We start from the raw sequence: 22,299 nt of genomic DNA on the forward strand, positions 1-22,299 counted from the left end.
CCTGCGGGGAATCAGTACTTAGCCGACAGTGAATTTTTGATTATGCCCACCTATGCGGGTATAGGGAACAACGTACGGGTACGCCTGTCGGCCACCAGCCAATGGGTAGGTATCAAGGAGGCTCCTGACTATCAGAGCTTATCGGGAGATATGCGATTGGGTAACCGCAGTGGTTTGGGATTGTCCTTGTATAACGACCGCAATGGTTACACCAAGCAGATGGGGGGAAAGTTCACCTTCTCTCACCACTTGACATTGGATAGTTATGACAGTCATTTTATCTCGTTTGGTATCTCGTATATAGTCAATGCATTCCGTATAGACATAGACAAGTTCACCGATGCGGGTCGTCCTATGGCGGACTTGGGCGTAACGGACAACCGTTCTATGGTCAACCATAACTTTGAGGTAGGGGTGCTTTACCGCTACAAGGGGATTTTTGCGAGTCTTTCGGCGACCAATATCCTGAACAAGAGCAAAGAGATGTTTGATATCAAGGAGCCTACGAACCTGAGGAACTACAACTTGTATGCGGGTTATCGTTATAAGAAAGACCCTAGTAGCAACTGGGAGCTAGAGCCTTCGGCCTTTATCCAATACTTGGAAGGAGATGGCCGTTCCATTACCGATGTGAATGTGAAGTACCGCTGGTTCGACTACGAGGACTATTACTGGGCAGGAGCCACAGTGCGCCTTATTAACGACCAGGTGTTCAAGCCCCTGAGCATAGGCCCTATGTTGGGACTTAAAAAAGGCGTGTTCTACTTCGCTTACGGCTACGGACTAAACCTCAACGCTATACGCTCCTATAACTCAGGTACCCACATGATTACCCTCGGTATCGATATGTTCCAAGGTATCGGTGGTTGTAACTGTACTGAAAGATAATAAAGCATGAAAAGTAGTATTTCTCTCCACGATATTAGGGTATATGCCTACCATGGTTGTCTTGAGCAGGAAGCACAGATTGGTAGCTGGTATCGTGTAGATCTGACTGTTTGGGCGGATTTGGGTGTCTCTATTAAGAGCGATCGCCTTGCCGATACCATAGATTATGTGAGGCTCAACCAAATTGTCAAGGATCAAATGGCTATACGTTCTGAACTTTTAGAACATGTGGCGGGGCGTATCTTGCAAGCTATAAAAACTGATTTTCAAGAAGTTACTTCTGTAGAGATAGAAGTAGCCAAGATAAATCCACCTATAGGAGGAGATGTAGCACAAGTAAGTGTAAAAATAATTGACTAATTATTTGCACACTCAAAAAAAAAGTTCTACATTTGCACTCTGTAAAAAGGCATCATGGCCGAGGGGCTAGGCAGAGGTCTGCAAAACCTTATACAGCGGTTCGAATCCGCTTGATGCCTCATCTAAATTTTAAATAATTTAAAACCGCATTTCTTATGACTAATGTATTAGACAAATTTGTACAAGACATTAAGGCCAACGTACCTGGCTTTATTGCTGTATCTGTAACTGAAGTAAAATCAGGGGTGTCTTATGTGGCTGTGTCTGCGGATCCTACTTTTGACCCCAACTTAGCATCTGCTTACAACTTGGAAGTGGTAAAGGCTAAAATGAATGCGCTGCGTATCTTAGGTTTGGAAGGTAAGGAAAAGATAGAGGATATTCTTATCACCCTCACCCACCAAATCCACGTGATTGATGTGGCTCCTAATGGAAATTATTTTGTATATTTGGTAGTAGATTCTTCTAAAGCGAACTTAGGTATTACTCGTTCTCTTTTGGCTCGTTACAAAAAAGACCTACAATCTATTTTCTAATAAAAAGAAAAATTACCAAATATAGATAACTTTTCAAAGGGCTGTCCTATAAGGATAGCCTTTTTTAAGGACAAAAAACTAAAATTATCTCTATCTTTATTTTTATTATTTTTAATTATTAAACGCAAAATGCAAACAAAAAAACGGCCTATAAAGCCGTTTTTTTCTTGTTTATGAGTATAATCTGTTGTTACCGTAAGTTAAGTTCTGTTTTTCCAATCTCGCGTAACTGATCGTCGAATACAAATACTTGGTAGGTACCTGGTTCGTATTTCTTAGTGATAGAGGAGATATATTCGCATACATCTACAGGGTTGCGCTCGTAGAGGAATTTCTTAACAGCACTGTAATTTACTGTTTTTTCTCCTACAGTAGCAGTATCATTGTCTCCTAAGGTGATACCATTAGGGCTAAGTACTTGTACATAAAAAGTACGATTACCTACAGGAGCAATTCTATTAACGCCTACAGTGTAGCATACCTTAATCTTATCTACAGCTCCTGAACGTTCTTTATCCACATATCTACCACCTGATTTTTCTTTCATTCCTTGAGCTGTAAGACTCTTAAGGCTGAGTATAGAACCTTCATCTATCACCTTGCTCAGTTCGCTTGCTTTTTGTGATACAGAATCCAACTGAGTGGTACGTACATTCAGTGCCAAAGCAGTGCTATCACGCTCCTGAGTTACCTTTACATTATACTTGCGCAAAGAATCGTTGATAGCCAGTAGGCGTTGGCGTTCTTTTTTGAGCACTTCTACTTGATCGCGATACTTGAATAGTACATTGATATCGGCTTTCATAGTCTTAAGTGAGTCAATATACTGAGCAATACGGGCTTTAGCATCAGCCAGTTCATCGGCGTTTTGCTTGGAAACGGTTACCGCTTCGTCATAGTCTTTTTGCAAGCTTTCTAACTCTTTGATAACCTGGTCGCGTTTCTCTAAAATGGCTTCTTCGTTTTTTCTTGCTTCGTTGGATTGGTAGAAAGCATAGCCACCTGCTCCTACAAGTCCTATAGACAACAAAGCAATGATAAGACCACCTCCTTTTTTTCTTTCAGGGGTTCCATTATTTTGTAATTCTACTGACATAAAAATTAGGTTTTTAGTTATTTTGTTAGGACAAAAGTAGGAAATTTTGTCTAGGTATGAAGCATATTTAATGGTTTAACACATAATTAATATATCTCACCTGAGCCAATTAGCTCGTCTTCTATGTACCAAGCGGCAAATTGTCCAGAGGTAATAGCGCTTTGTGGAGTTGTAAAATCAATATATAACCCGCTGTCATTCAGATATAAAGTAGCTTTTTGCAAGGGCTGACGATAGCGAATACGTACCATAGCTTCCATGCTTTGGTGCAAAGATAGCGCCAAATCGGTGCGAATCCAATGAATATCTTCTTTTTTAACAAATAGAGTGCGCCTAAAAAGTCCTGGGTGGGCATGTCCTTCCCCTACATAGATAATATTTTTTTCGGTATCTGTATCTATGACAAAGAGAGGCTCTACAGTGCCGCCTACATGTAGTCCCTTACGCTGTCCTATGGTGAAAAAATGAGCGCCATCGTGCTGGCCAATCACTTTGCCGTCTGTGGGGGAATAGTGGTATTTTTCCGCGTAGTATTTCAGTTCGTCTTCATAACACTCAAAGAGCTTAGAACTTTCTTTGTCCTGATAACCTTGCCAAGTGCTAGGGATTTGGATAATATCTCCTTTTTTAGGGGCAAGTTGTTGCTGCAGGAACTCAGGCAGGCGTACCTTACCAACAAAGCAAAGGCCTTGGGAATCCTTCTTTTCGGCAGTAACAAGGCCTAATTCTTTGGCAATGGCGCGTACCTCACTCTTTTGTAGGTCGCCTATAGGGAAGAGGGCACGGCCGAGCTGTGCTTGGGAGAGTTGACAGAGGAAATAGGATTGGTCTTTGTTTTGATCTTTTCCTGCCAATAGGCGATAGATGTTTTGTCCGTTGACTTCTATAATATCCTTGCGGCAATAGTGCCCTGTAGCTACATAGTCTGCTCCTAAGTTCAGCGCGTATTCGAGGAAGGTGGCAAACTTGATTTCACGGTTGCAAAGCACATCGGGATTGGGGGTGCGACCACGTTCGTATTCTCGGAACATATAATCCACAATACGCTGTTTGTAGGGTACGCTCATATCCACCGTTTGGAAGGGAATACCCAATTTTTCAGCGACCATAAGGGCGTCATTGCTGTCCTCTAGCCACGGACACTCATCGGAGATGGTAACCGAATCATCATGCCAATTCTTCATAAAGAGGCCAATGACCTCATATCCTTGCTTTTGGAGTAGGTAGGCGGCCACACTGCTATCTACCCCTCCACTAAGTCCTACTACTACACGTTTCATATGATTTCCTTTCTTTTTTACTGTTTTTCTATACAAATAGCACCCCATGAGTAGCCTACTCCAAAACCAACAAACTGTATTCTTTTGCTTGGTTTTTCAGGATATTTGCGTAGGTGCTCGGAAAGAGCAATGGGAATGGTGGAAGAAATGGTATTACCATAATACCGCATTTCTATAACAAATTTCTCCTGAGGGATTTCCATGTCCTCACGTACCTTATTCAGGATATGGGTATTGGCCTGATGAAAGACAAAGAGGTCTATATCATTTATATCAAATCCGTTGATTTTCAAATTGTCATAGACTACTTCAGGGGTACGTTTCACGATAAAATTGAAGATTTTCCCTCCTTTCATATCCACGAAATTATCCAAGTCATTGGGGTTTTCGTTGCGGGGAGAGCGGGTACCTCCATTGCGAATGATTAGGTTTTCAGCTCCAGCACCATCGGTGCCTAGGGTAGGTTTGCCTATACAATATGTCCCTTCGGTGGAGACAAGGGTAGCGGTAGCAGCATCGCCAAAGATACTCAGATTACCTTTGTCCTTGGGGTGCACATACTTGGTATAGGTGTCTGCCGTTACTAAAATCACATTCTTAAAATTACCAGAGGCAATAAGGCTACTGGCTAGGGAAAGCCCATAGATATAGCCCGAACAACCTTGGTTGATGTCCAAAGCGGCACAAGTGGTGGGAAGGCCTACCTTCTCTTGTACAATGCAGGCTGTAGTAGGGAGAATATGATCGGGAGTTTGGGTGCAAAGTAGGAGAAAATCAATGGTATTTTTGTCCAAATGATGTTCCTTTATAAGGTTTAGTACGGCTTGGGTAGCCATATCGGAGGCGCACTCGTCTGTCTGGGCAATGTAACGCTGTTCAATACCTATTTTCTGAAGAATTTTTTCGCTATTCCATTCAGGGAATTGCGCTGAAATGGCATCATTGGTGAGAATATTCTTAGGGAAATAGGTAGAAATAGCCTTGATATAACTTTTCATCATTCACAAATATGGGGTTTATTGGAAAAGTGCTTTTTAGGGGCAAAAAAAAAGTCATTCACTAAGGAATGACACTGTGGGAAGAGCAGGATTCGAACCTGCGAAGGTAAAACCAGCAGATTTACAGTCTGCCCTCGTTGGCCGCTTGAGTATCTTCCCGTTTTCGGCCGCAAAAGTACGTACTTTTTTTTTGCTGTGCAAATTTTTATACGTCTTTTTCCAAAAACTTTTTGATCTTCTCTACCTCTACCCCTATATCACCTGCACCAGCTAGGACTAAAACACGAGCGGGGTGGGCTTGTAAATAGTTGATAATCTCGGATTTGGATAAAAGTACTTTGTTGGGGTTCTCTATTTTATCCAAAAGCCATTGTGAGGTTACCCCCTCTATGGGGAGTTCTCTGGCGGGATAAATATCTAAGAGGACGACACGGTCAAACTGAGAAAGACTCTTAGCAAAACCATCAGCAAAGTCACGGGTACGAGTAAAAAGGTGTGGCTGGAAGAGAATAGTTATCTTTTCATTGGGGTACATAGTTCTCACCCCATTATAGAGTGCATTCAGCTCGGTAGGGTGGTGGGCATAGTCATCTATAAAGACTTGCTCAGGGGTATTGATGATATAGCTAAAGCGCCTCTTGACCCCCTTGAAACTCGCTAAGGCACGTGTTAAATCAGCTAAGGGATAGCCTGCCAGATGTGCTACCGCCACGGCAGCCAAGGCATTGAGTAGGTGATGTTCTCCAGGACGGAAGAGGGTACAGTCCTTGACCTCTTCACGTTGGCCTGTCTTAGGATCGGTATAGCTTAAAGTAAAGTGGTAGCCTCCGTTTTGTACTTTCACTTGAGAAATCTCATAATCACTACCATCGGCAATGCCATAGGTAAGCCCTGCAAAGGGTAGTCCCTTGCGTACGATGAGTTTGCCCCCAGGCTTGAGGCGATGGGTAAAGTCCTCAAATCCTTTTTGGAACTCTTCCGCTGTCCCATAGATGTCTAAGTGGTCGGCATCTACAGCCGTGATACAAGCAATGGACGGGCTTAGGCGCAAGAAAGAGCGGTCAAACTCATCGGCTTCTACCACTGTAAGTTCAGTTCCCTTACAGATGAAATTGCTTTGGAAGTTCTCACAAATACCTCCTAAGAAAGCACTCACCGGCGCCTTACATTCTACCAAGATATGGGCTAAGATACTGCTGGTAGTTGTCTTGCCATGGGTACCTGCTACGGCCAAGCAAAAACTATCCTCTGTGATAAGCCCTAATACCTCAGAACGCTTGCAAACCTTATAGCCATGTGTTTGGAAATAGACGAGTTGTTTGTGCTCTTTTGGGATAGCAGGGGTATAGACTACCAGGGTGTTTTCTGGGGTATAATTTTTGGGGATAAAATCCAAATCCTCCGAGAAAGTAATAGCAATGTCCTTTTGGGAGAGCATCTCAGTAATATCGGAAGGGGTACGGTCATAGCCACGCACCTCTTTTCCTTTGAAGCGATAGTATAAAGCCAAGGCGGACATACCGATTCCTCCTATGCCTATAAAATAAATATGTTCCATTGTTAATGAGTTAATGAGCTAATTTGCCAGTAGGCTAATTTGTTGATTAATTGGCTAAATTGTTGATTGGCAAATTGTCTAATTAATAAACGCAAAGGTAAGGATAATTTTTAAATGCTCGGCGGACTTGAGGGACAAATTTTGGGTTATTTTGTCTCAGGCAGATACTGCCAATACCGCTTGGGCATGCTTCTGAGTTGGTAATGGGTGTTTTTGCGCTCAGTGATATTGATATGCTGAAAGTAGGTTTTCCAGAGCTGCTCATAGCCGTCGGAGAGTTGAGCAGTTTTGCCAAAATTCTTCTCAGCTGGGGTAAAGGAGATTACTTCCTTGAGGTCGTAGTAAAATCCATAAGCGCGCTGAGGGTCAAAGAGTACCCACTCTTGGTCTGAAAAACGCGCTTTAAAGTGGGGAATCACCAAAGGCAATACATCGTACTGCGGTATTATTTTGGCAAAATAGAGCCTGCCCAACTGCTCAAAGCGAACAAATTCCTTTACTCTATGCACCTCACGGCCTACACTCTTGGCGGCCTTTCGAATATGCGCAATAGCCACATGCCCATAGTTTTCTAAGACATTTGCTTCGGGGTATTGGAGCATCAGGCGAATAGCCTCCAAGAGATGGTTTTCTATTGCGTTTTCTTCGGAGAGAAAAGCCCGAAGTACAATGGCCACTCCCTCTGTACCCCATATAGTTTTGATCTTGCTTAGCACGCGCTGGGCTTTGGTAGTATCGGTATAAACGATCTCCTCTTCGTCCCATAGGGTAGGGGTATGACGAGACTCAGGTGTGATAATCACCTGTGAGTAACGCCTTTCAAAGGTTATAAAAACAGCCGTAAGGAATCCTTCAAAGGAACTATCGTAGAGTAAATGTATCAATTTGTGAATAGGTTAATTAGGGAAGGGTATAACGGGGTCATAGGTGTTTTTCTGTTTGCTTCGGCTGTTCGCAATGATAAGGCGACGCAGCCTTAGGCTATCCATACTCCCTGCCAAGGGTTCTGCACCACTACAAGTGATAAAGTACTTGGCACGACTGAGACTCACTCCCATTTGTTTGAGGGAATAGTAGGTGAGTTTTTGGAAAGTTCGTGCGGATAAGATCTTCTGTACGGATCTCACTCCTACCCCAGGGATACGTAGGAGTAATTCTCGCGGTGCGGTATTCACATCGATAGGGAAGAGGTGCTGATTACGCAACGCCCAAGCGAGCTTAGGGTCTATCTCCAAATCCAAAAAAGGTTGCGTAGGGTCAAGAATCTCATTGGGGTCAAAACCATAATAGCGCATCAACCAATCGGCTTGGTAGAGGCGATTCTCCCGTACAATAGGTACTTGGCTATAGATAGAGGGGAGGCGACTGTCCTGAAGAACAGGTACATAACCGGAGTAATACACCCGCTTGAGTTGAAATTTCTCATACATATAGCTGGCCACATGGATAATCTTTTGGTCAGTCTCGGCTGTAGCCCCAATAATCATCTGAGTGGTCTGTCCTGCAGGGGCAAACTTGGGGGTGTGTTTGAATTTCTTTTGCTCCAAAGAGGTGATAGCCAGCTCATTCTTTACCTGTTGCATAGGAGCAACCATCTGCTTGTGGTCTTTCTCAGGAGCCAGTAGCTTGAGTCCCTCCTTGGTAGGTATTTCAAGGTTGACAGAGAGACGATCGGCATAGAGTCCAGCCTCATGGATCAGTTGTTCACTCGCCCCAGGAATGGTCTTCAGGTGTATATACCCGTTGAAGTGTTCCTCCTCTCTCAGTTTTTTGGCTACTCTTACTAAGCGTTCCATAGTGGTATCGGCATCCTTGAATACACCAGAGCTTAGGAAAAGGCCTTCTATATAGTTTCTTCGGTAGAAGTTGATAGTCAGATCCACTACTTCCTGTACAGAGAAAGCTGCACGAGCAATATCGTTTGAGCGGCGAGAGACACAATACACACAGTCATATATACAGTGGTTGGTCAGCAGGATTTTGAGTAGGGAGATACACCGCCCATCTTCCGTAAAGGAATGGCAGATTCCCAAGGGGGCAGCATTGCCCAATTCGCCTTTTTTGCCACGACGTGTACTCCCACTACTGGAGCAGGAGACATCATACTTAGCCGCATCGGCTAAAATGGCGAGTTTTTCTTTGATACGTTCAAAATCCATGGATAGTGGTCAGTTGTTAGTGGTCAGTGGTCAGAAGTCAGCAGTCAGTGGTCAGAAGTCAGCAGTCAGTTGTTAGTGGTCAGTTTCTGATGACTGACCACTGACTTCTGATTACTGATTACTGTTTACAGTTATTACAAGGGCAAAGTCTTTGGGTAAGTTCAGGGAAACGAACAAACCCAGTCACCCAGATAAGGGTTTCAATGCCTGTCTGTAAGACAAAGGATTCTTTGATGACCAAATGAGTAGCCATAGCTCCGGCCATATAACAAGCCATAAGCAAAAAGCCTACCACAGCAGTACGAGGAATCCAGAAAAGTAAGGCAAAGAATATCTGTAACCCGCCTAAGATGTGGAGTGTAGAAGCACCGCCTACCAATTCTGCCATTTGTACATTCTGCTCACCCCCGGTGAACTTCATAGCGCCTGTAGCGACGAAGACAAAGGTTACCAATCCAGAAAGGACATAACCCGCGATTTTTCTTGTTTTACTATTCATAAAAATACTAAATTAAATTCTGATGCAAAGATACGGGTTTTTATCCAAAGGGAAATTAACTTGAGATAATTTTAGAGAGCAGAAAGCATTACAGTCTAAAAATATCTTCTGTCTGTAAGCTGAGGTCAGGGAAGATCACCGAAGTAACTTCTTTATCTACAAAAGGGGGAAGTGCACGGTATTGGTTGTTTTCCAATACATTGATAATCACATATTCATCTTGTGGGTGTACCAGCCAATACTCTCTTACCCCTGCTTCCTGATAGAGTTCGTATTTGTTTTTGAGTTCTTTTTTAGAGTTACCAGGAGAGAGAATTTCTATGATAAGGTCAGGAGCGCCTTGGCAGCGTTTTCCGTCAGCTAATTTTTCAGGATCACATACTACAGAGAGGTCTGGTTGTACAACAGTATCTTCCTTACCATCCTTATTTTTAAGAACAACATCAAAGGGGGAGGCAAAGACCTTGCAAGGTTTGTTATAAAAGTACATAAACAGTAAACCAGATAGGTTAAAAGATATACTCTGATGAGAAATAGCGGGTGCAGGACTCATCTTAAAGATTTTTCCTTTGAGAATCTCTACTCGGTCTTTGATCTTCCACATCAGATAATCGGCATAAGTATATATACCATTGACAAGGTCTAACTGGTCAATATTTGTAATTACAGTGCTCATGGGTTAGTTGTTAGTAGTCAGTGGTCAGAAGTCAGTTTCTGATTACTGACCTCTGACAACTAAAGTGCAAATATACAACATTTGAAAAGGAAAGTCAATAGGGGAGAAAAAATACGTTAGACTAAAGAGGTGATTTTTAGCAAAATACTTTTCCTATCTTGCTAAAAAATCAGAGGTTAGTTCCTAAAAACTAACCTCTGATTTTTTAATTACTGACGACTAAAAATTGAACTTCCCATTTTGGTTTTTCCATGTTTCTTTACTAGCTATGGGTTCTATGGTGTCCCAATGCTCTGTAATCTTTCCATTTTCTACACGGAAGAGATCATAAAAGGACGAATGCACTCCGCCTATCTGGCCTTCGCTTACAGTAAGTACAAAGTTTCCTTCGCCGAGTACTTTGTGAATAGTACTATAAGTCATGGTAATGCCTTGTTTGGCCATAGCCTCTAGAGCACTCCCTAAGCCAGAGAGATTATCAGGGATTTGTGGGTTGTGTTGGAGGTAGTTGTCTCCATTGAAATAGCCAGCAAGCTTTTCCATTTTCCCATTGACTAAGATATCTTCTACGAAGTTGCGTACGAGCGTTTTGTTAGCCTCGGTCTTATCAAGGTCTTTTATCTCAGTAGTACCGTCAGTCATCGTGCGACCACTAGGGTTAGGGGAGCTTGGTTTCTCTTGGAGGTTGTCCCAGTGTTCTACGATTTTTCCATTTTCAAAACGGAAGATGTCAAACCCTATTTTATCACCGAAGAAGTTGTAATCGGTATGGGCAAATACATAGTTTCCGTCTTGAAATACACGTATAGTATTCACACGAGCAGAGCCAGCAGGGAGGGCTTGTAGGGCAGCACCAAAGCCGGCTAAACCATCGGCAATAGCTAGGTTGTGTTGTTTGTAATTTTCTGCATTGATGTAGCCTACAGGCTCAGCAGCTCCTGTTTCAATAGCTTTAAGAAGCTCAGTTACTTGTTGTTTTTGGGTTTTCTGTGTCATAACTTTTTGAGTTTTGTTGGATTGATTGTCAGTAGTGTGGTTTGTACTCTTACAGCCTACAATTCCCACACATAGAATGAAGGCTGTGCTTAATAGGGATATTTTTTTTATGAAATAAAAAGTTCTTGATTACGAGTGCAAAGGTACGGTAAGGGATAGGGTAAAAACATTGAAGTAGTTCAAATAATTTAGTGGTTAGTAATTAGCGGTTAGTTTAGACCACTGACTATTGACTACTGATAGCTGATCACTGCCTATAGAAAAACAATTAGGTAGGTTAGGAACTTCGGGGTTATGGGTATTGATACGGATAAGGGTGACAGTATCAGGAAATTGGCGTGCTAACTGTTCAAAAGGGTAGCGGATTAGAGTAGGAGTGTTAAAACCTACTCCATACTCCAAAAGCAATACAGGTTCGCTATAGCATTTTTGTAAGAAAGCCTTGTATGCAGCGGCATTATTCAGGTGAGGTCTTTCTACAAAAGAGCTGTCCATACGGAGGTTGGGTACTAAGTAATTACCACAATGAGGACAATGGGGAATATCTTCTGGACGGATATGAAAAGGATCTGGCATAGCTGCTAAGGTAGTTTCTGTCCATTCCTTATTGTCGTATAAGTCATCAGAACAAGGAGTGGCACATTGGAAAAGGCCATAATCACCCTGCATGGCAAAGATGCGTTGTGAGTCAAAACCAGCTTTATGAAACTGGTGATCTACATTGGTAGTAATGACGAAGTAGTCCTTGTCCTTTACCTGTTCTTTGAGCCATAGATAAGGATCTGTAGCTTTGGGGATATAGCGGATATTATGGATATGGCGAGCCCATACAGCATAGTATTCGAGGGCATTGGCATCGCTAACATGCCAGTAGGAGCCAAGTATCTGCATGATGTTCTTGTAACCGCGCTTAGCAAAATGTGGGAAGCACTGGGCGGTAAATTCAGCAGAGGAGTAATCAAGTCCGCCCGCTGCCGATAGGCCTGCACCTGCACCAATAATTATATTCTTCATAAGTGAAAAGCAATTTTGTAATTAACGATTAATAGTTAACAATTGTTTGTATATTTCAAAGTCTTCTTGTTTGAAAACGTTGAATATCACCCGCTTTATACTGCTACGAGGGTGTTGGTCTAAGTAATTCGTGACGGTATGCAATGCTATTTCGGCAGCTTTTTCATTAGGAAAACGAAACACTCCAGTAGAAATACAACAGAAGGCTACTGATTCTAGCGAGTGCTGTTCAGCTAATGTTAGGCAACTTTCATAACAAGTAGCCAATTGCTCACAATGTAAGGGAGTGACTGCTTCGCTTATAATAGGCCCTACTGTATGGAGGACATACTTAGCAGGCAGATTGTAACCCTTAGTGATTTTGGCAGTACCAGTCGCTTCATAGTACCCTTGGGCTTTCATTTGGGCATAGCAAGCTTCACGCAATTGCATACCAGCAGCCGTGTGTATGGCATTGTCAATACAGTTATGTAGGGGAGCAAAACAGCCTAAGAGTTGCTTGTTGGCTGCATTGACAATTGCATCAACCTTAAGGCGAGTAATATCACCCTGCCAAAGCGAAATCTTGGGGTGTTTTTCGCAAGTAGGCAGGGACAAGCCCTCTACTACTCCCTTATGATGCCTAAGCTCCAGCAGATAAGCATCCTGCAAAGCAAGTATATCGGCAGGAATAGGTAGGGCGGGACGCACATTGACCAACGCACGATATTGCTCTTGTAGGGATAATCCTTCTACATCAAGCGATGGATTTTCTGTTTTTAGGTATTGTACGAGTTCTTTTAGCATAGATTTGATTTTGTTAATTAGCCTATTAGCTAATATAAGGGTTAATTTTCTCAAACTCCTCTATACTTATAGGCTCAGTGGAGCGGATAAGATAGATATAGGTTTCATAACGGAAGATCTTCAAGGTAGTTTCTTTGTAACAAAAGATGTTATACGAAAAATCATATAAATCATATTTATACTGGGAAAAACCCTTGCGTTGGGTAAGTGCATAGACCAATTGGAATAGGTAATAAACGGTTTCTTGTGAAGAGCCAAAGGAGGTTTTTTCATAAATGAAAGTACGTCCGCCTTTGTGAAATTTTTCTAAGGTGTGATCTTTGCCAAAAATAAGCCAATGTTCTTCTCTCTTCTGAAAGAGGAAATACAAGAGGACAAATATTATAAAGACTAATAGGATTGTCATACTTTATCAGGTTTGTTTTACGCTGCAAAAGTACGATAATGGGAGAGGGAAAAGCATTGAAGTAGTTCAAATAATGAGCCACTGAGCTAATTAACTAATTTTCTTCGTATTTTACTTACAAACTCATGTGTTACCCCCAAGTAGGCGGCTATTTGTATATTAGTAAGACGGCGAGCGATATGAGGGTATTGGGTGAAGAAATCAAGGTAACGTTCTTCGGCGGTTTTGCTCAGTGCATCGATCATACGGCGCTGAAGGGCAATGTGGGTGCGCAAGGTCATTAGGCGGAAGAGACGTTCAGTGATAGGAATATGCTCAAAAGCATAGCACTTGTCCTCAGGGGTGATTACTAGTAGGTCACTATCTTCCAAGGCCTGAATATAGAGCCGAGAGGGGGCTTGATTCATAAAGCTATCAAAATCAGTAACCCACCAGTCTTCAGCGCCAAAGAAGAGTACCTGCTCATTGCCATTGCGGTCGATATGGTAGGTGCGGAGAAGTCCCTTGGTGATATAGGCTTCAAACCTACATACCTCGCCCTGACGTAAAAGGTAGTCTTTTTTCTTGATTTTTAGTGGGGTAAAGAGGTTACAGAGAGCCTCTATCTGCTCGGCTTCACCAGTGATATGTTTAGCGAAATGATCTTGTAGCATTTTCAGGAGTCAATAATTAGTAGTCAGTAGCTGACAACTCAGCTGCAAAAATACAATATTTGGAGAGAAAAATCAAGTCTTTTGGTTCGTTTAAAGAGGAAAGGCTTGTAAGAATAAGGAGGGAAACTGAATAAATATCAATTTCCCTCCTTGGGGGGAGCGGACAGAGACCTAAAGTCATTATTTCACGTCCATTCTATACATTTTATGGCAAGCAACGCAATTGCCTAAGAGTTCAGTGACTTGTGCAGCGGTATGCTTAGGGTCAAAGTTCTTCTCGGCACTCTCGGCGATCTGGTCAAACTTGCCATGGGTGTCGAAGCCTATAGTCTTGAACTCCGCAGGGATGGAGGCTAGCAGGCCAGCAGGGGCATGTCCCGCTACCGAACCCCCCGAAGCACGAGCTACCTTGGCAATAAGAGCAGGATCGTTTTGGGCTATGCCTACATTGATCTGTTGAAGCGCCTCTACAAAGGTGCGCATCTCGTGCATGACAAAGTCCCTGTTGGACTGACTTACAATGATACTCACACGGGTATCATTGGGTAGGACTTGAGTGTTGCCTACAAACATCTTTCTGATAAGAACTACATTCACCCCTACAGAAATAACTAAAAGGGAAATAAAGAGAATTTTTTTTATCATAATTGCGATTTGTTAATGAATCCATTTGGCGATGAGCAAATTGTCCCATCAAAAATCGTGCCTTTATTTAGAATAAAGATATATAAAATAAATTATTTTTTAATTGTCTAATTAACAGATAGGTTAGGAATGTACTTATTGCCTATTTATCTATCAGCTGATCGATTTATAGATTCAAAAAACGCCTTTAACCGATGCTTGCCTAATAGCCAGTTGCTCCTGCTAATAATATCTTTTATGTTTTCATAGGGTTAATCTTCTTCTGCTAAGTCTAAGAAATCTTCAAAATATTCCTCAAAAGAATCAAATATAGGCGTAGGTTTGTCAATTTCAAATTCCCCCTTATCATTGCAATAAACCTCTGCTTCGAAGACCTCCGCATCTTTCAGGCGTACCCTATTAGAAACTTTATATAAGGTTAGGAACTCGTCTACTTCGTAATGTAGTACGATAAAATCCTCTGAGAGATGTAAGTCCTCTCTTAGTTGTTTAGTTAGTTCCACAATAGGATAAGATATGCTGTCTTTTTCTTTGTAAATACCATTGATATACACATCGCCATAGTTGCAAGAACCACATTCTGAAAGAAAATTTACATATACTTCAGGAAGCAATATGCCCAATTCCTCTTCTATATGCTTAATTTCTTCAGCATTAGCCCCTATAGAATACTCAAATTCTCCACTCTGTTTTAATCGTTTTAGATAATATCTATCAGCTGATGAAATTAAGGATTCAAAAAACGCCTTTAACCGATGCTTACCTACTTGCATAGGAGCTACAGCATCCATTGCCATAATGGTAAGGAAAAATTCTATAGCACCATAGATACTTTTAGGGAGGAGGTATTTGCCCATTTTTAGGAACAAACGCCTTACCCAGTCAGGAAAATAAATTATATTGGCAGGCTTATGGAGTATCTCAAAAGCCAAACGAGCCATCTCCGTTTGTGTAAAAACCTCAGCTCCTCCTACATTGACTTCCCGTTCATAACGCTCCAATTGGGCAACACAGACTTCGGCTAAGTCCTCCCCATGGATGGGATTCATAGCATATTGTCCTTTGCTAAATAGGCATATTGTGTCCTCCTTCGCCATTTTCAAAAAGAAAGCCATATCACTATAAAAACCGCTGGGGCGTATGATACAGTAGTCTAATCCACTGGCCTTAAGCGTATTTACAAAGTGCTCTTTAGCCGCTCCAATGGCGATATGTCGCATGGCTTCTCCCTTGAATACGGATACATATATGAACTTACGTACGCCTTCGCGCAAGGCTTCATCGAGTAGGTTTTTGTTGGCTTGGAAGTCTACCTGCTCATAGGTAAGTCCATCTTTTTGGCGGGTAATCCCTACAGAAGAAATCACCTTATGTACCCCTTTACATACCCCTTGTAAGGTGTCAGGCTGCGTTACCTCTGCTTCTACTACCTCCAATAGCGGGTGTGTGAGTAGGGCAGGGGAGAGCTTCGATTTGTTGCGTACCACAATGCGGGTCGGGTATTCTTCTCTTAAGAGTGCAGCCAGTATATACTGACCTAAATAGCCGGTTGCTCCTGCTAATAATATCTTTTCTGTTTTCATAGGGTTAATCTTCTGCTAAGTCTAAAAAGTCTTCAAAATATTCCTCAAAAGAATCAAACATAGGAGTGGGTTTTTCGATTTCAAAGTCCCCTTTATCATTGCAAAATACTTCTGCCCCAAAGACTTTAGCATCTTTTAGGCGTATCTTATTAGAAACTTTATATAGGGTTAGGAACTCGTCTACTTCGTAATGTAGTACGATAAAATCCTCTGAGAGATGTAAGTCCTCTCTTAGTTGTTTAGTTAGTTCCACAACAGGATAAGATATACTGTCTTTTTCTTTGTAAATACCATTGATATAGACATCACCATAGTTACAAGAACCACATTCTGAAAGAAAATTTACATATACTTCAGGAAGCAATATGCCCAATTCCTCTTCTATATGCTTAATTTCTTCAGCATTAGCACCTAAAGAATACTCAAATTCTCCACTCTGTTTTAATCGCTTTAGATAATTCATAAAGTATTTCCTTTAATATATTGCTATTCAAACACTATTTTTCCTACAATTTTTGCTCCTTCATAAACCTCCATTTCCTTGAGTTCGTCTAATATATATTGAGGAGCATGGTCAAAGAGAAACCTTACTTGACACAAAGCACTGTATTGCCCCTCTTTCATAGGCTCATCAAAGGTAATGACGATACTCCAATTGGGCTGCGCTAGCTGAGCGATATGAGTGGTAGGGCGATACTCTAAAACGGTGGTTGGAGGTTGTTCTCGCCCGCCTTCTTCCTTGGTAAGGAAATGGATAATACCTACTCTTTGTTTTTTCATGACAGAAAGGTTTCTATAGCACAAAAGTAATTATTTATCCCCTAATAACCAAATATTTCACTCTTTATTCCTAACTGCTACAAGCTGTAGCAGTTTTGTATCTGAATAGATGCCAATTGATAATTCCTCTTATTTCCTTGTCGCGAAATACACTCCTATAAGCACCATCAAAGTGCCTATAATTGCCATAAGGGAGATAGGCTCCCCTAAGATAAGCACCGAAGCGATGAGGGTGGTTATCGGCATACCATAGATATAGGTGGAGGCACGGACAGCGCCTAAGAACTTGATTGTCTTATTCCATAGGAAAAAGCATAAAAGTGTGGCTACTAGTCCTAAAAATACAAAATTGACCCATACCACAGGTTGGGTAAAGAGGGTAAAATCGGTAGTCAGCGGGCGGTATAGGAAAATAGGTAAGGCCGTGAGCATACCATAGAGCATCACCTTGCGAGTAAGGAAAAGGGCGGGGTATTTGTCCGAAAAGCGGCGCATCAGCAGTGTATAGAACGCCCAGCTGAAGGCAGCAGCAAAAGCCAAGAGTTCGCCCACTATGGTAATCTCAAAGGTGAAGTTTCCGTTGAAAATAACCAAGGTAACCCCTACCAAGGCCAAGAGCGAACCTAAAAGCAGTCGCGGACTTAGTTTGTCGTCCTTAGAGAGGAAATGTGCGATGATAGCAATTAGCAGCGGATTCATACATACGATGAGGGAGACATTGTTGGTCAAGGTGTATCCCAAAGCCAAGTTCTCCGTAAAGAAGTACATAGATCCTCCAAATACACCCATGAGGACAAAGCATAACTCGTCCTTGAGGCTTTTGGCAAAGAGTGGTAGGCGATGCGCTACCAGCCAAATACCTATATAGGCCAAGGCAAAGCGGTAGAAAAGGATACTGGCAGGATTGAAACCTGCTTCTAATAATAGCTTGGTAGAAACGAAAGTAACCCCCCAGACGGTGATTACAAAAATCGCTAACAAATGGGTAAAAAGTCTTTGAGTTGTCATATTATTTTAGAATAAAAAGCAAAGATACGCATTTAATAGCAATAAATGGTAATATAAAAAGGGAAAAGATGTTTTTAAATTTATTTTAAATAAATTTGCCTATTACAGATAAAATATTTACTTTTGCATTCGTTCAAGTAAAAACTAAAACTAAATATCTTTGGCCTTAAAAAAAAACATGTTTTTTTCATCTAAAAAATTTGTGTGCCTCGTTGAAAAATTTGTATCTCTGCAGGACAAAGAGATAAGATGCAAGCAAACCCTAATCTATGTTTTTGTGTATAGTATATTTCATGTAAAAAAGTAATTCAAGAGCTAATTTATTTGCTCTTAAATTGCTTTTTTATTTTAAATAAAAAATGAAAAGGTCACAGTTTGTCCAGCAATAGCTATATCTTTGTCCCAGAAAAATAATCATATAAAGGTGTATCCCAAAAAACCTGTAATAGAGTAGGGAAAAACTAAAAATATTTTAATATGGATTTTTATAAGAAAGACGTTTTTAGCTTATTTGATGGCTCAAGAACACAATTTACAATCCCTGTATATCAAAGGGCTTATGCTTGGGAAGAACCCCAATGGTCAACCTTTCTCAATGACTTATTAGAGCATTTGGAAGGGAAAAACAATTATTTTTACGGGAATATTCTTTTAGAGGCAAGCAAAGATAGCAATGGAGGATTTGAAATTATTGATGGGCAACAACGAATCACAACGCTCTCAATCTTTATCCGTTCTCTTATCAATGTACTCAGTCGCAGAAAAGAAGAAAGAATAGACTTGGAGGAAAAGGAAAAGGTTTCTATCAAATATGGAGGCAAACCCAAATTGCGACCAGTGGAATATGATGAGCTTTGCTATACTGAAATTATTGTAAATAATAAGGATACCTATGAGGTAGCCTCTCCTTCTCAACAGAGAATTTTAGATGCAAAACAATATTTCCAAGAAAAATTGGAAATGTTGAACTCAGAACAATTACTCACACTTTTTGATAAATTGGAAAGGACAGCACTAACGACTATTATTATTAATGATAAGAAGGAAGCTGCACTAATGTTTGAACTCCAAAATAATAGAGGAAAGGACTTGACTAATATGGAACGTCTTAAGTCCTATCTAATGTATCAGATGTATGTTTATAATGATGAAAGAAATGATACAGAACAGAATATCAATTATTTAGCCTCTATTTTTGAGGAAATCTATAGAACGATTAATCGTATAAAAAGTTTGGATGAGGATAGTGTACTTATCTACCACAACAATGCTTATAACAAGAAAGGGTATAGTTATAGAAACTTGGAAGATGTTAAAGAAGAGTTCAAAAGGCTAACTTCTAACACTACTAAAATAGAGTGGATAAAGAGTTATGTATCAGAATTAAAGACAACCTTTGATAACATTGAAAAGTTTGAAAACCTCAAAAATAGGGAAGCAAATAAGCTTAGAAATGTAGGGATGCCTGCCTATGCTTGGGCATTTGTTATTCGTGGTTATAAATACTTGGGAGATAATAGATCAAAACTTTCTGAGCTTTTTCAAATTCTTGAAAAAGTAATCTTTAGGGCAAAACTTATCAATAGTCGAGCCAATATCCAAGAAAGATTAAATAGTATTATGCTTGGTTTTGAAGGGGACTTGGCAGCTTTGGGTAAGGATATAAGAAAAAAACTCAATGAAGCAGGTTATTGGAGTGATGATATGATGAAAACTTACTTGGATAGTAATATGTATGGGAATAAAGTCCTTAATTATCTGTTATGGGAGTATGAGGATCATATACAAAACAGAGGATATAGGATAGATAATGTGAGCTTAGAAAATGAACAAATAGAACATATCTCACCACAGACACCTGAAGAAGGAGAAGAGTTTGCTACAGGATATGAGACTCCTTATGATGAAGAATTTGAAAAAAACTATCTTAATCGTTTGGGAAATCTAATGCTTATATCAGGCTCTCATAATGCTTCTATAGGGAATAAGCCCTTTAAGGATAAGCTGGCTTCCTATAATAAAAATCCTTTACTGAACCAGCAAGCTGAAATTAAGGATTTTTGTAGCCAAGAAAAATGGGGTAAGGAGCAAATACAAAAACGCCATTATAAAATTCTTGATTTTTGTTTAGAACGATGGCAATTAATACCTAACATAGAAAATAACTAAAAAGATAAGACAATGGATAATCGTGAAAGAAGAGTGGAATTTTTTAGAAAATTCAAAAATATGGAAGGAGGACGTGATTCTGATTTTGTTCTCCAAACAAATAATCATTACTCTTATATAACTAGGAAAATCTTTCAAGGAAAGGAAAAATATTATCCATCGAATAGTGGTACTTGTGATTCCTTTAAGGAAGCATTTACCAGTTTCTCACAAGGAGAAGGATGGTATCTAGATTCATGTAGAAAAGTAGATCCAGCATATAGAGCATATGTTCTTGCGGGACTTTTAAAAGTATTGAATCAAATGAGAGTGTCTCCCAATGATTTCAAAGGAGAACTTAGGGCTTCTTGGGAGTATCATTTGTTGGGGAAGGATATAGATAAGCAGCTGATATATGATGAGAATGCACCTTGTAGACAGAAGATAAAGATTATTCCGCTGAAAATCACAGAAACTAAAGTGTATGATTATGATGAGTCTATGAGTGAATATATTATAGAGAACGGGTTTAAGTACTTACTAATAAAGACAGATAAGACCATAACCTATAGGGAAGAGCACGATACTTGGGAGTATATAGGAATCGCAGAGGTAAGCGGTAATACTATTATCATAAAAAATAGAATGGGACAAATTGTAAGAACTTTTCCTTCAGACAAATACCTCCTTGAGGCAGAACCTTATGATACCTATCCTGAAAGATGGTATGTGCTTGAATAAATGATTAGAGGCTACCCCCTGATAAAATAAAGAATTTGAAATGAATAAAAAAGAAAAAACAATGATAATAGATAAAGAACTTGAAACAACAACTGATGAGTTTATAATAGATTTTTATTATTTATACACATTAGAAAACGAAACAGATGATATAAATGTTGCTGTTGACAGTGTATATAATGAACTTACTAAGTATAACATTAAAACAACAAAAGAGCAAGTGAAAAAAATAATAGAACTATATGAAAAAAAGGCTTAATGGACAAAAATGTTGCTCGAAAGTTCTTCAATCCCTTATTTTATCTACCTTTGCAGCTATTTGAAAAGATGAATAAAAAATTTGCTTTTACTGTGGCAGCAAAATAACTAAGAAAAATGGCACTAAAGAGGGTGTTCAACGATACAAGTGTTATGCCTGTGGAAAGACTTTTTTAGCCAAGAGGCAATTGAATATAGATGAAGATTTACTTTGGGAAGAGTATGTCAAAGGTAAACAGACTTATGCTCAATTAGCTGAAAAATATAGGTGTTCTATAAGAACAATCCAAAGAAAGTTAGATAATTATTCTGTCAAGAAACAGCTTAAAACAGCCCGAAAGGTGATCGTTCTGATGGATACAACTTATTGGGGAAGAGAGTTTGGCGTTATGCTTTTTAAAGATGCAATAACTAAAGAGAACCTTCTAAAGTACTATGTGAAAAATGAAACGAATGCTTTGTATATAAAAGGAATTCAAGAACTTATAAGCAAAGGTTTTGAAGTTATAGCAATTGTTTGCGATGGAAGAAAAGGACTATTACAGTCTTTTAATGATATTCCTGTTCAAATGTGTCAATTCCATCAAAAGGCAATTATTGTCAGATATTTAACCAAGAATCCTAAACTCCCTGCTGCGCAAGAACTAATAAAAGTAGTGAATTTATTGACTAATACAGACAAAGAATCATTTGAAGGAATTTTGGGATTATGGCATGAAAAATGGGGAGATTTTCTCAAAGAGAGAAGTATTAATCCATTGACAGGCAGAACACATTATACACATAAAAAGCTAAGAAGCGCCTATAGAAGTTTGAAAAACAACTTATCATGGCTCTTTACTTGGTATAATAAAATAGAACTAAATATTCCCAATACAACGAATGCAATAGATGGTCATTTTGCGGACTTAAAGAATAAACTAAGGAATCATAATGGTTTGTCTTTGGAAAGGAAAAAGAAATTTATTGATGGGTTTTTAAAGGCATAGGGCTGCCAAAATATTAAAAAAATAGGGAGCCTTATTACAAGCTCCCTCATATTAACATTTTGTATAGCATCTGTATTATCCCTGATAGGTTGCTCCCCAGCAGAGCCTATTTCCGTTTATACAGATAGGGCAAAGGTAAGGTAGTTTTTTGTATTATCCAAATACCTGTCTAAAAAAGAGCAACACTTTTGTCCATTAGAAGCTATATACCCAAAAAAAGCAACATTTTTGTCCATTATACC

25 protein-coding genes and 2 tRNA genes are annotated in these 22,299 nt (G+C 40.0%); 8 read left to right on the forward strand and 19 right to left on the reverse strand.

What is annotated here, in order from left to right; genetic code table 11:
* The 4 genes from HMPREF1154_RS12695 to HMPREF1154_RS12710 all read left to right on the forward strand — a co-directional run.
* The coding region (locus tag HMPREF1154_RS12695; RefSeq protein WP_009643039.1) for a PorP/SprF family type IX secretion system membrane protein at positions 1-888 on the forward strand (888 nt) is incomplete at its 5' end.
* A 6-nt stretch (positions 889-894) separates the two neighbouring features.
* A complete protein-coding gene (gene folB / locus HMPREF1154_RS12700; protein WP_009643047.1) occupies positions 895-1,248 on the forward strand; it encodes a dihydroneopterin aldolase in 354 nt (117 codons plus the stop codon).
* Between the two features lie 48 nt (positions 1,249-1,296).
* Positions 1,297-1,367: transfer RNA gene (locus HMPREF1154_RS12705), tRNA-Cys, on the forward strand.
* 36 nt (positions 1,368-1,403) lie between these two features.
* On the forward strand, positions 1,404-1,784 hold the full coding sequence (locus HMPREF1154_RS12710; protein ID WP_009643031.1) for a hypothetical protein: 381 nt from the start codon (positions 1,404-1,406) through the stop codon (positions 1,782-1,784).
* Positions 1,785-1,974: 190 nt separating this feature from the next.
* On the opposite strand, the gene HMPREF1154_RS12715 is transcribed toward HMPREF1154_RS12710, so the two are convergent.
* From HMPREF1154_RS12715 to HMPREF1154_RS12805, 19 genes are all read right to left on the reverse strand, one after another.
* Positions 1,975-2,880 carry a hypothetical protein gene (locus HMPREF1154_RS12715; protein ID WP_009643046.1) on the reverse strand — a complete coding sequence of 302 codons (906 nt, stop codon included), beginning with the start codon at positions 2,878-2,880 and terminating at the stop codon, positions 1,975-1,977.
* An 86-nt stretch (positions 2,881-2,966) separates the two neighbouring features.
* Positions 2,967-4,160, reverse strand: a complete 1,194-nt coding sequence (mnmA, locus tag HMPREF1154_RS12720) for a tRNA 2-thiouridine(34) synthase MnmA (RefSeq protein ID WP_009643045.1) — start codon at positions 4,158-4,160, stop codon at positions 2,967-2,969.
* A 17-nt stretch (positions 4,161-4,177) separates the two neighbouring features.
* On the reverse strand, positions 4,178-5,161 hold the full coding sequence (locus HMPREF1154_RS12725) for a 3-oxoacyl-ACP synthase III family protein (protein WP_009643029.1): 984 nt from the start codon (positions 5,159-5,161) through the stop codon (positions 4,178-4,180).
* A gap of 74 nt (positions 5,162-5,235) precedes the next feature.
* A tRNA-Tyr gene (locus tag HMPREF1154_RS12730) sits at positions 5,236-5,317 on the reverse strand.
* Positions 5,318-5,363: 46 nt separating this feature from the next.
* Positions 5,364-6,716, reverse strand: a complete 1,353-nt coding sequence (gene murC / locus HMPREF1154_RS12735) for a UDP-N-acetylmuramate--L-alanine ligase (protein ID WP_009643043.1) — start codon at positions 6,714-6,716, stop codon at positions 5,364-5,366.
* Positions 6,717-6,862: 146 nt separating this feature from the next.
* On the reverse strand, positions 6,863-7,600 hold the full coding sequence (locus HMPREF1154_RS12740) for a TIGR03915 family putative DNA repair protein (RefSeq protein ID WP_009643030.1): 738 nt from the start codon (positions 7,598-7,600) through the stop codon (positions 6,863-6,865).
* A 12-nt stretch (positions 7,601-7,612) separates the two neighbouring features.
* Complete coding sequence (locus tag HMPREF1154_RS12745) at positions 7,613-8,875, reverse strand: putative DNA modification/repair radical SAM protein (RefSeq protein WP_009643024.1); 1,263 nt, start codon at positions 8,873-8,875, stop codon at positions 7,613-7,615.
* 118 nt (positions 8,876-8,993) lie between these two features.
* On the reverse strand, positions 8,994-9,374 hold the full coding sequence (locus HMPREF1154_RS12750) for a DoxX family protein (protein ID WP_009643037.1): 381 nt from the start codon (positions 9,372-9,374) through the stop codon (positions 8,994-8,996).
* Between the two features lie 88 nt (positions 9,375-9,462).
* The gene (locus tag HMPREF1154_RS12755; RefSeq protein ID WP_009643028.1) at positions 9,463-10,050 is read right to left on the reverse strand and encodes a Uma2 family endonuclease; all 588 of its coding nucleotides are present in this window, start codon (positions 10,048-10,050) and stop codon (positions 9,463-9,465) included.
* 219 nt (positions 10,051-10,269) lie between these two features.
* On the reverse strand, positions 10,270-11,046 hold the full coding sequence (locus HMPREF1154_RS12760) for a nuclear transport factor 2 family protein (RefSeq protein ID WP_009643033.1): 777 nt from the start codon (positions 11,044-11,046) through the stop codon (positions 10,270-10,272).
* A 195-nt stretch (positions 11,047-11,241) separates the two neighbouring features.
* On the reverse strand, positions 11,242-12,060 hold the full coding sequence (locus HMPREF1154_RS13615; protein ID WP_009643036.1) for a Sir2 family NAD-dependent protein deacetylase: 819 nt from the start codon (positions 12,058-12,060) through the stop codon (positions 11,242-11,244).
* A 21-nt stretch (positions 12,061-12,081) separates the two neighbouring features.
* Positions 12,082-12,846 (reverse strand): protein-ADP-ribose hydrolase, encoded by a 765-nt coding sequence (locus HMPREF1154_RS12770; protein WP_009643034.1) that lies wholly within the window; start codon positions 12,844-12,846, stop codon positions 12,082-12,084.
* Positions 12,847-12,871: 25 nt separating this feature from the next.
* The gene (locus HMPREF1154_RS12775) at positions 12,872-13,252 is read right to left on the reverse strand and encodes a hypothetical protein (protein WP_009643042.1); all 381 of its coding nucleotides are present in this window, start codon (positions 13,250-13,252) and stop codon (positions 12,872-12,874) included.
* An 86-nt stretch (positions 13,253-13,338) separates the two neighbouring features.
* Positions 13,339-13,905 (reverse strand): Crp/Fnr family transcriptional regulator, encoded by a 567-nt coding sequence (locus HMPREF1154_RS12780; protein WP_009643026.1) that lies wholly within the window; start codon positions 13,903-13,905, stop codon positions 13,339-13,341.
* 180 nt (positions 13,906-14,085) lie between these two features.
* The gene (locus HMPREF1154_RS12785) at positions 14,086-14,550 is read right to left on the reverse strand and encodes a hypothetical protein (protein WP_009643048.1); all 465 of its coding nucleotides are present in this window, start codon (positions 14,548-14,550) and stop codon (positions 14,086-14,088) included.
* Between the two features lie 251 nt (positions 14,551-14,801).
* A complete protein-coding gene (locus tag HMPREF1154_RS12790; protein ID WP_009643041.1) occupies positions 14,802-16,133 on the reverse strand; it encodes an NAD(P)H-binding protein in 1,332 nt (443 codons plus the stop codon).
* 4 nt (positions 16,134-16,137) lie between these two features.
* Positions 16,138-16,596 carry an SMI1/KNR4 family protein gene (locus HMPREF1154_RS12795; protein ID WP_009643044.1) on the reverse strand — a complete coding sequence of 153 codons (459 nt, stop codon included), beginning with the start codon at positions 16,594-16,596 and terminating at the stop codon, positions 16,138-16,140.
* Between the two features lie 23 nt (positions 16,597-16,619).
* On the reverse strand, positions 16,620-16,913 hold the full coding sequence (locus tag HMPREF1154_RS12800; protein WP_009643027.1) for a hypothetical protein: 294 nt from the start codon (positions 16,911-16,913) through the stop codon (positions 16,620-16,622).
* A 129-nt stretch (positions 16,914-17,042) separates the two neighbouring features.
* Positions 17,043-17,921, reverse strand: coding sequence for a DMT family transporter (locus tag HMPREF1154_RS12805; protein ID WP_034567549.1), 879 nt, complete (start codon positions 17,919-17,921; stop codon positions 17,043-17,045).
* Positions 17,922-18,398: 477 nt separating this feature from the next.
* On the opposite strand from HMPREF1154_RS12805, the gene HMPREF1154_RS12810 reads away from it, so the two are divergent.
* The 4 genes from HMPREF1154_RS12810 (at position 18,399) to HMPREF1154_RS12825 (ending at position 22,057) form a co-directional block, all read left to right on the forward strand.
* A complete protein-coding gene (locus HMPREF1154_RS12810) occupies positions 18,399-20,090 on the forward strand; it encodes a DUF262 domain-containing protein (RefSeq protein ID WP_009643032.1) in 1,692 nt (563 codons plus the stop codon).
* Between the two features lie 60 nt (positions 20,091-20,150).
* On the forward strand, positions 20,151-20,810 hold the full coding sequence (locus HMPREF1154_RS12815; protein WP_232212008.1) for a hypothetical protein: 660 nt from the start codon (positions 20,151-20,153) through the stop codon (positions 20,808-20,810).
* A gap of 40 nt (positions 20,811-20,850) precedes the next feature.
* On the forward strand, positions 20,851-21,069 hold the full coding sequence (locus HMPREF1154_RS12820) for a hypothetical protein (RefSeq protein WP_009643040.1): 219 nt from the start codon (positions 20,851-20,853) through the stop codon (positions 21,067-21,069).
* A gap of 187 nt (positions 21,070-21,256) precedes the next feature.
* Complete coding sequence (locus HMPREF1154_RS12825) at positions 21,257-22,057, forward strand: IS256 family transposase, variant Zn-binding type (protein ID WP_009641149.1); 801 nt, start codon at positions 21,257-21,259, stop codon at positions 22,055-22,057.
* Positions 22,058-22,299: the final 242 nt, after the last annotated feature.

It is taken from the genome of Capnocytophaga sp. CM59, assembly GCF_000293175.1.
GTDB classification, from domain to species: Bacteria; Bacteroidota; Bacteroidia; order Flavobacteriales; family Flavobacteriaceae; genus Capnocytophaga; species Capnocytophaga granulosa.

Excerpts from the sequence above, each read along its gene's own strand:
- folB (WP_009643047.1), top strand. The coding sequence starts at position 895 with ATGAAAAGTAGTATTTCTCTCCACGATATTAGGGTATATGCCTACCAT.
- HMPREF1154_RS12710 (WP_009643031.1), top strand. The coding sequence starts at position 1,404 with ATGACTAATGTATTAGACAAATTTGTACAAGACATTAAGGCCAACGTA.
- HMPREF1154_RS12715 (WP_009643046.1), bottom strand. The coding sequence starts at position 2,880 with ATGTCAGTAGAATTACAAAATAATGGAACCCCTGAAAGAAAAAAAGGA.
- mnmA (WP_009643045.1), bottom strand. The coding sequence starts at position 4,160 with ATGAAACGTGTAGTAGTAGGACTTAGTGGAGGGGTAGATAGCAGTGTG.
- HMPREF1154_RS12725 (WP_009643029.1), bottom strand. The coding sequence starts at position 5,161 with ATGATGAAAAGTTATATCAAGGCTATTTCTACCTATTTCCCTAAGAAT.
- murC (WP_009643043.1), bottom strand. The coding sequence starts at position 6,716 with ATGGAACATATTTATTTTATAGGCATAGGAGGAATCGGTATGTCCGCC.
- HMPREF1154_RS12745 (WP_009643024.1), bottom strand. The coding sequence starts at position 8,875 with ATGGATTTTGAACGTATCAAAGAAAAACTCGCCATTTTAGCCGATGCG.
- HMPREF1154_RS12750 (WP_009643037.1), bottom strand. The coding sequence starts at position 9,374 with ATGAATAGTAAAACAAGAAAAATCGCGGGTTATGTCCTTTCTGGATTG.
- HMPREF1154_RS12755 (WP_009643028.1), bottom strand. The coding sequence starts at position 10,050 with ATGAGCACTGTAATTACAAATATTGACCAGTTAGACCTTGTCAATGGT.
- HMPREF1154_RS12760 (WP_009643033.1), bottom strand. The coding sequence starts at position 11,046 with ATGACACAGAAAACCCAAAAACAACAAGTAACTGAGCTTCTTAAAGCT.
- HMPREF1154_RS13615 (WP_009643036.1), bottom strand. The coding sequence starts at position 12,060 with ATGAAGAATATAATTATTGGTGCAGGTGCAGGCCTATCGGCAGCGGGC.
- HMPREF1154_RS12770 (WP_009643034.1), bottom strand. The coding sequence starts at position 12,846 with ATGCTAAAAGAACTCGTACAATACCTAAAAACAGAAAATCCATCGCTT.
- HMPREF1154_RS12775 (WP_009643042.1), bottom strand. The coding sequence starts at position 13,252 with ATGACAATCCTATTAGTCTTTATAATATTTGTCCTCTTGTATTTCCTC.
- HMPREF1154_RS12780 (WP_009643026.1), bottom strand. The coding sequence starts at position 13,905 with ATGCTACAAGATCATTTCGCTAAACATATCACTGGTGAAGCCGAGCAG.
- HMPREF1154_RS12785 (WP_009643048.1), bottom strand. The coding sequence starts at position 14,550 with ATGATAAAAAAAATTCTCTTTATTTCCCTTTTAGTTATTTCTGTAGGG.
- HMPREF1154_RS12790 (WP_009643041.1), bottom strand. The coding sequence starts at position 16,133 with ATGAAAACAGAAAAGATATTATTAGCAGGAGCAACCGGCTATTTAGGT.
- HMPREF1154_RS12795 (WP_009643044.1), bottom strand. The coding sequence starts at position 16,596 with ATGAATTATCTAAAGCGATTAAAACAGAGTGGAGAATTTGAGTATTCT.
- HMPREF1154_RS12800 (WP_009643027.1), bottom strand. The coding sequence starts at position 16,913 with ATGAAAAAACAAAGAGTAGGTATTATCCATTTCCTTACCAAGGAAGAA.
- HMPREF1154_RS12805 (WP_034567549.1), bottom strand. The coding sequence starts at position 17,921 with ATGACAACTCAAAGACTTTTTACCCATTTGTTAGCGATTTTTGTAATC.
- HMPREF1154_RS12810 (WP_009643032.1), top strand. The coding sequence starts at position 18,399 with ATGGATTTTTATAAGAAAGACGTTTTTAGCTTATTTGATGGCTCAAGA.
- HMPREF1154_RS12815 (WP_232212008.1), top strand. The coding sequence starts at position 20,151 with ATGGAAGGAGGACGTGATTCTGATTTTGTTCTCCAAACAAATAATCAT.
- HMPREF1154_RS12820 (WP_009643040.1), top strand. The coding sequence starts at position 20,851 with ATGAATAAAAAAGAAAAAACAATGATAATAGATAAAGAACTTGAAACA.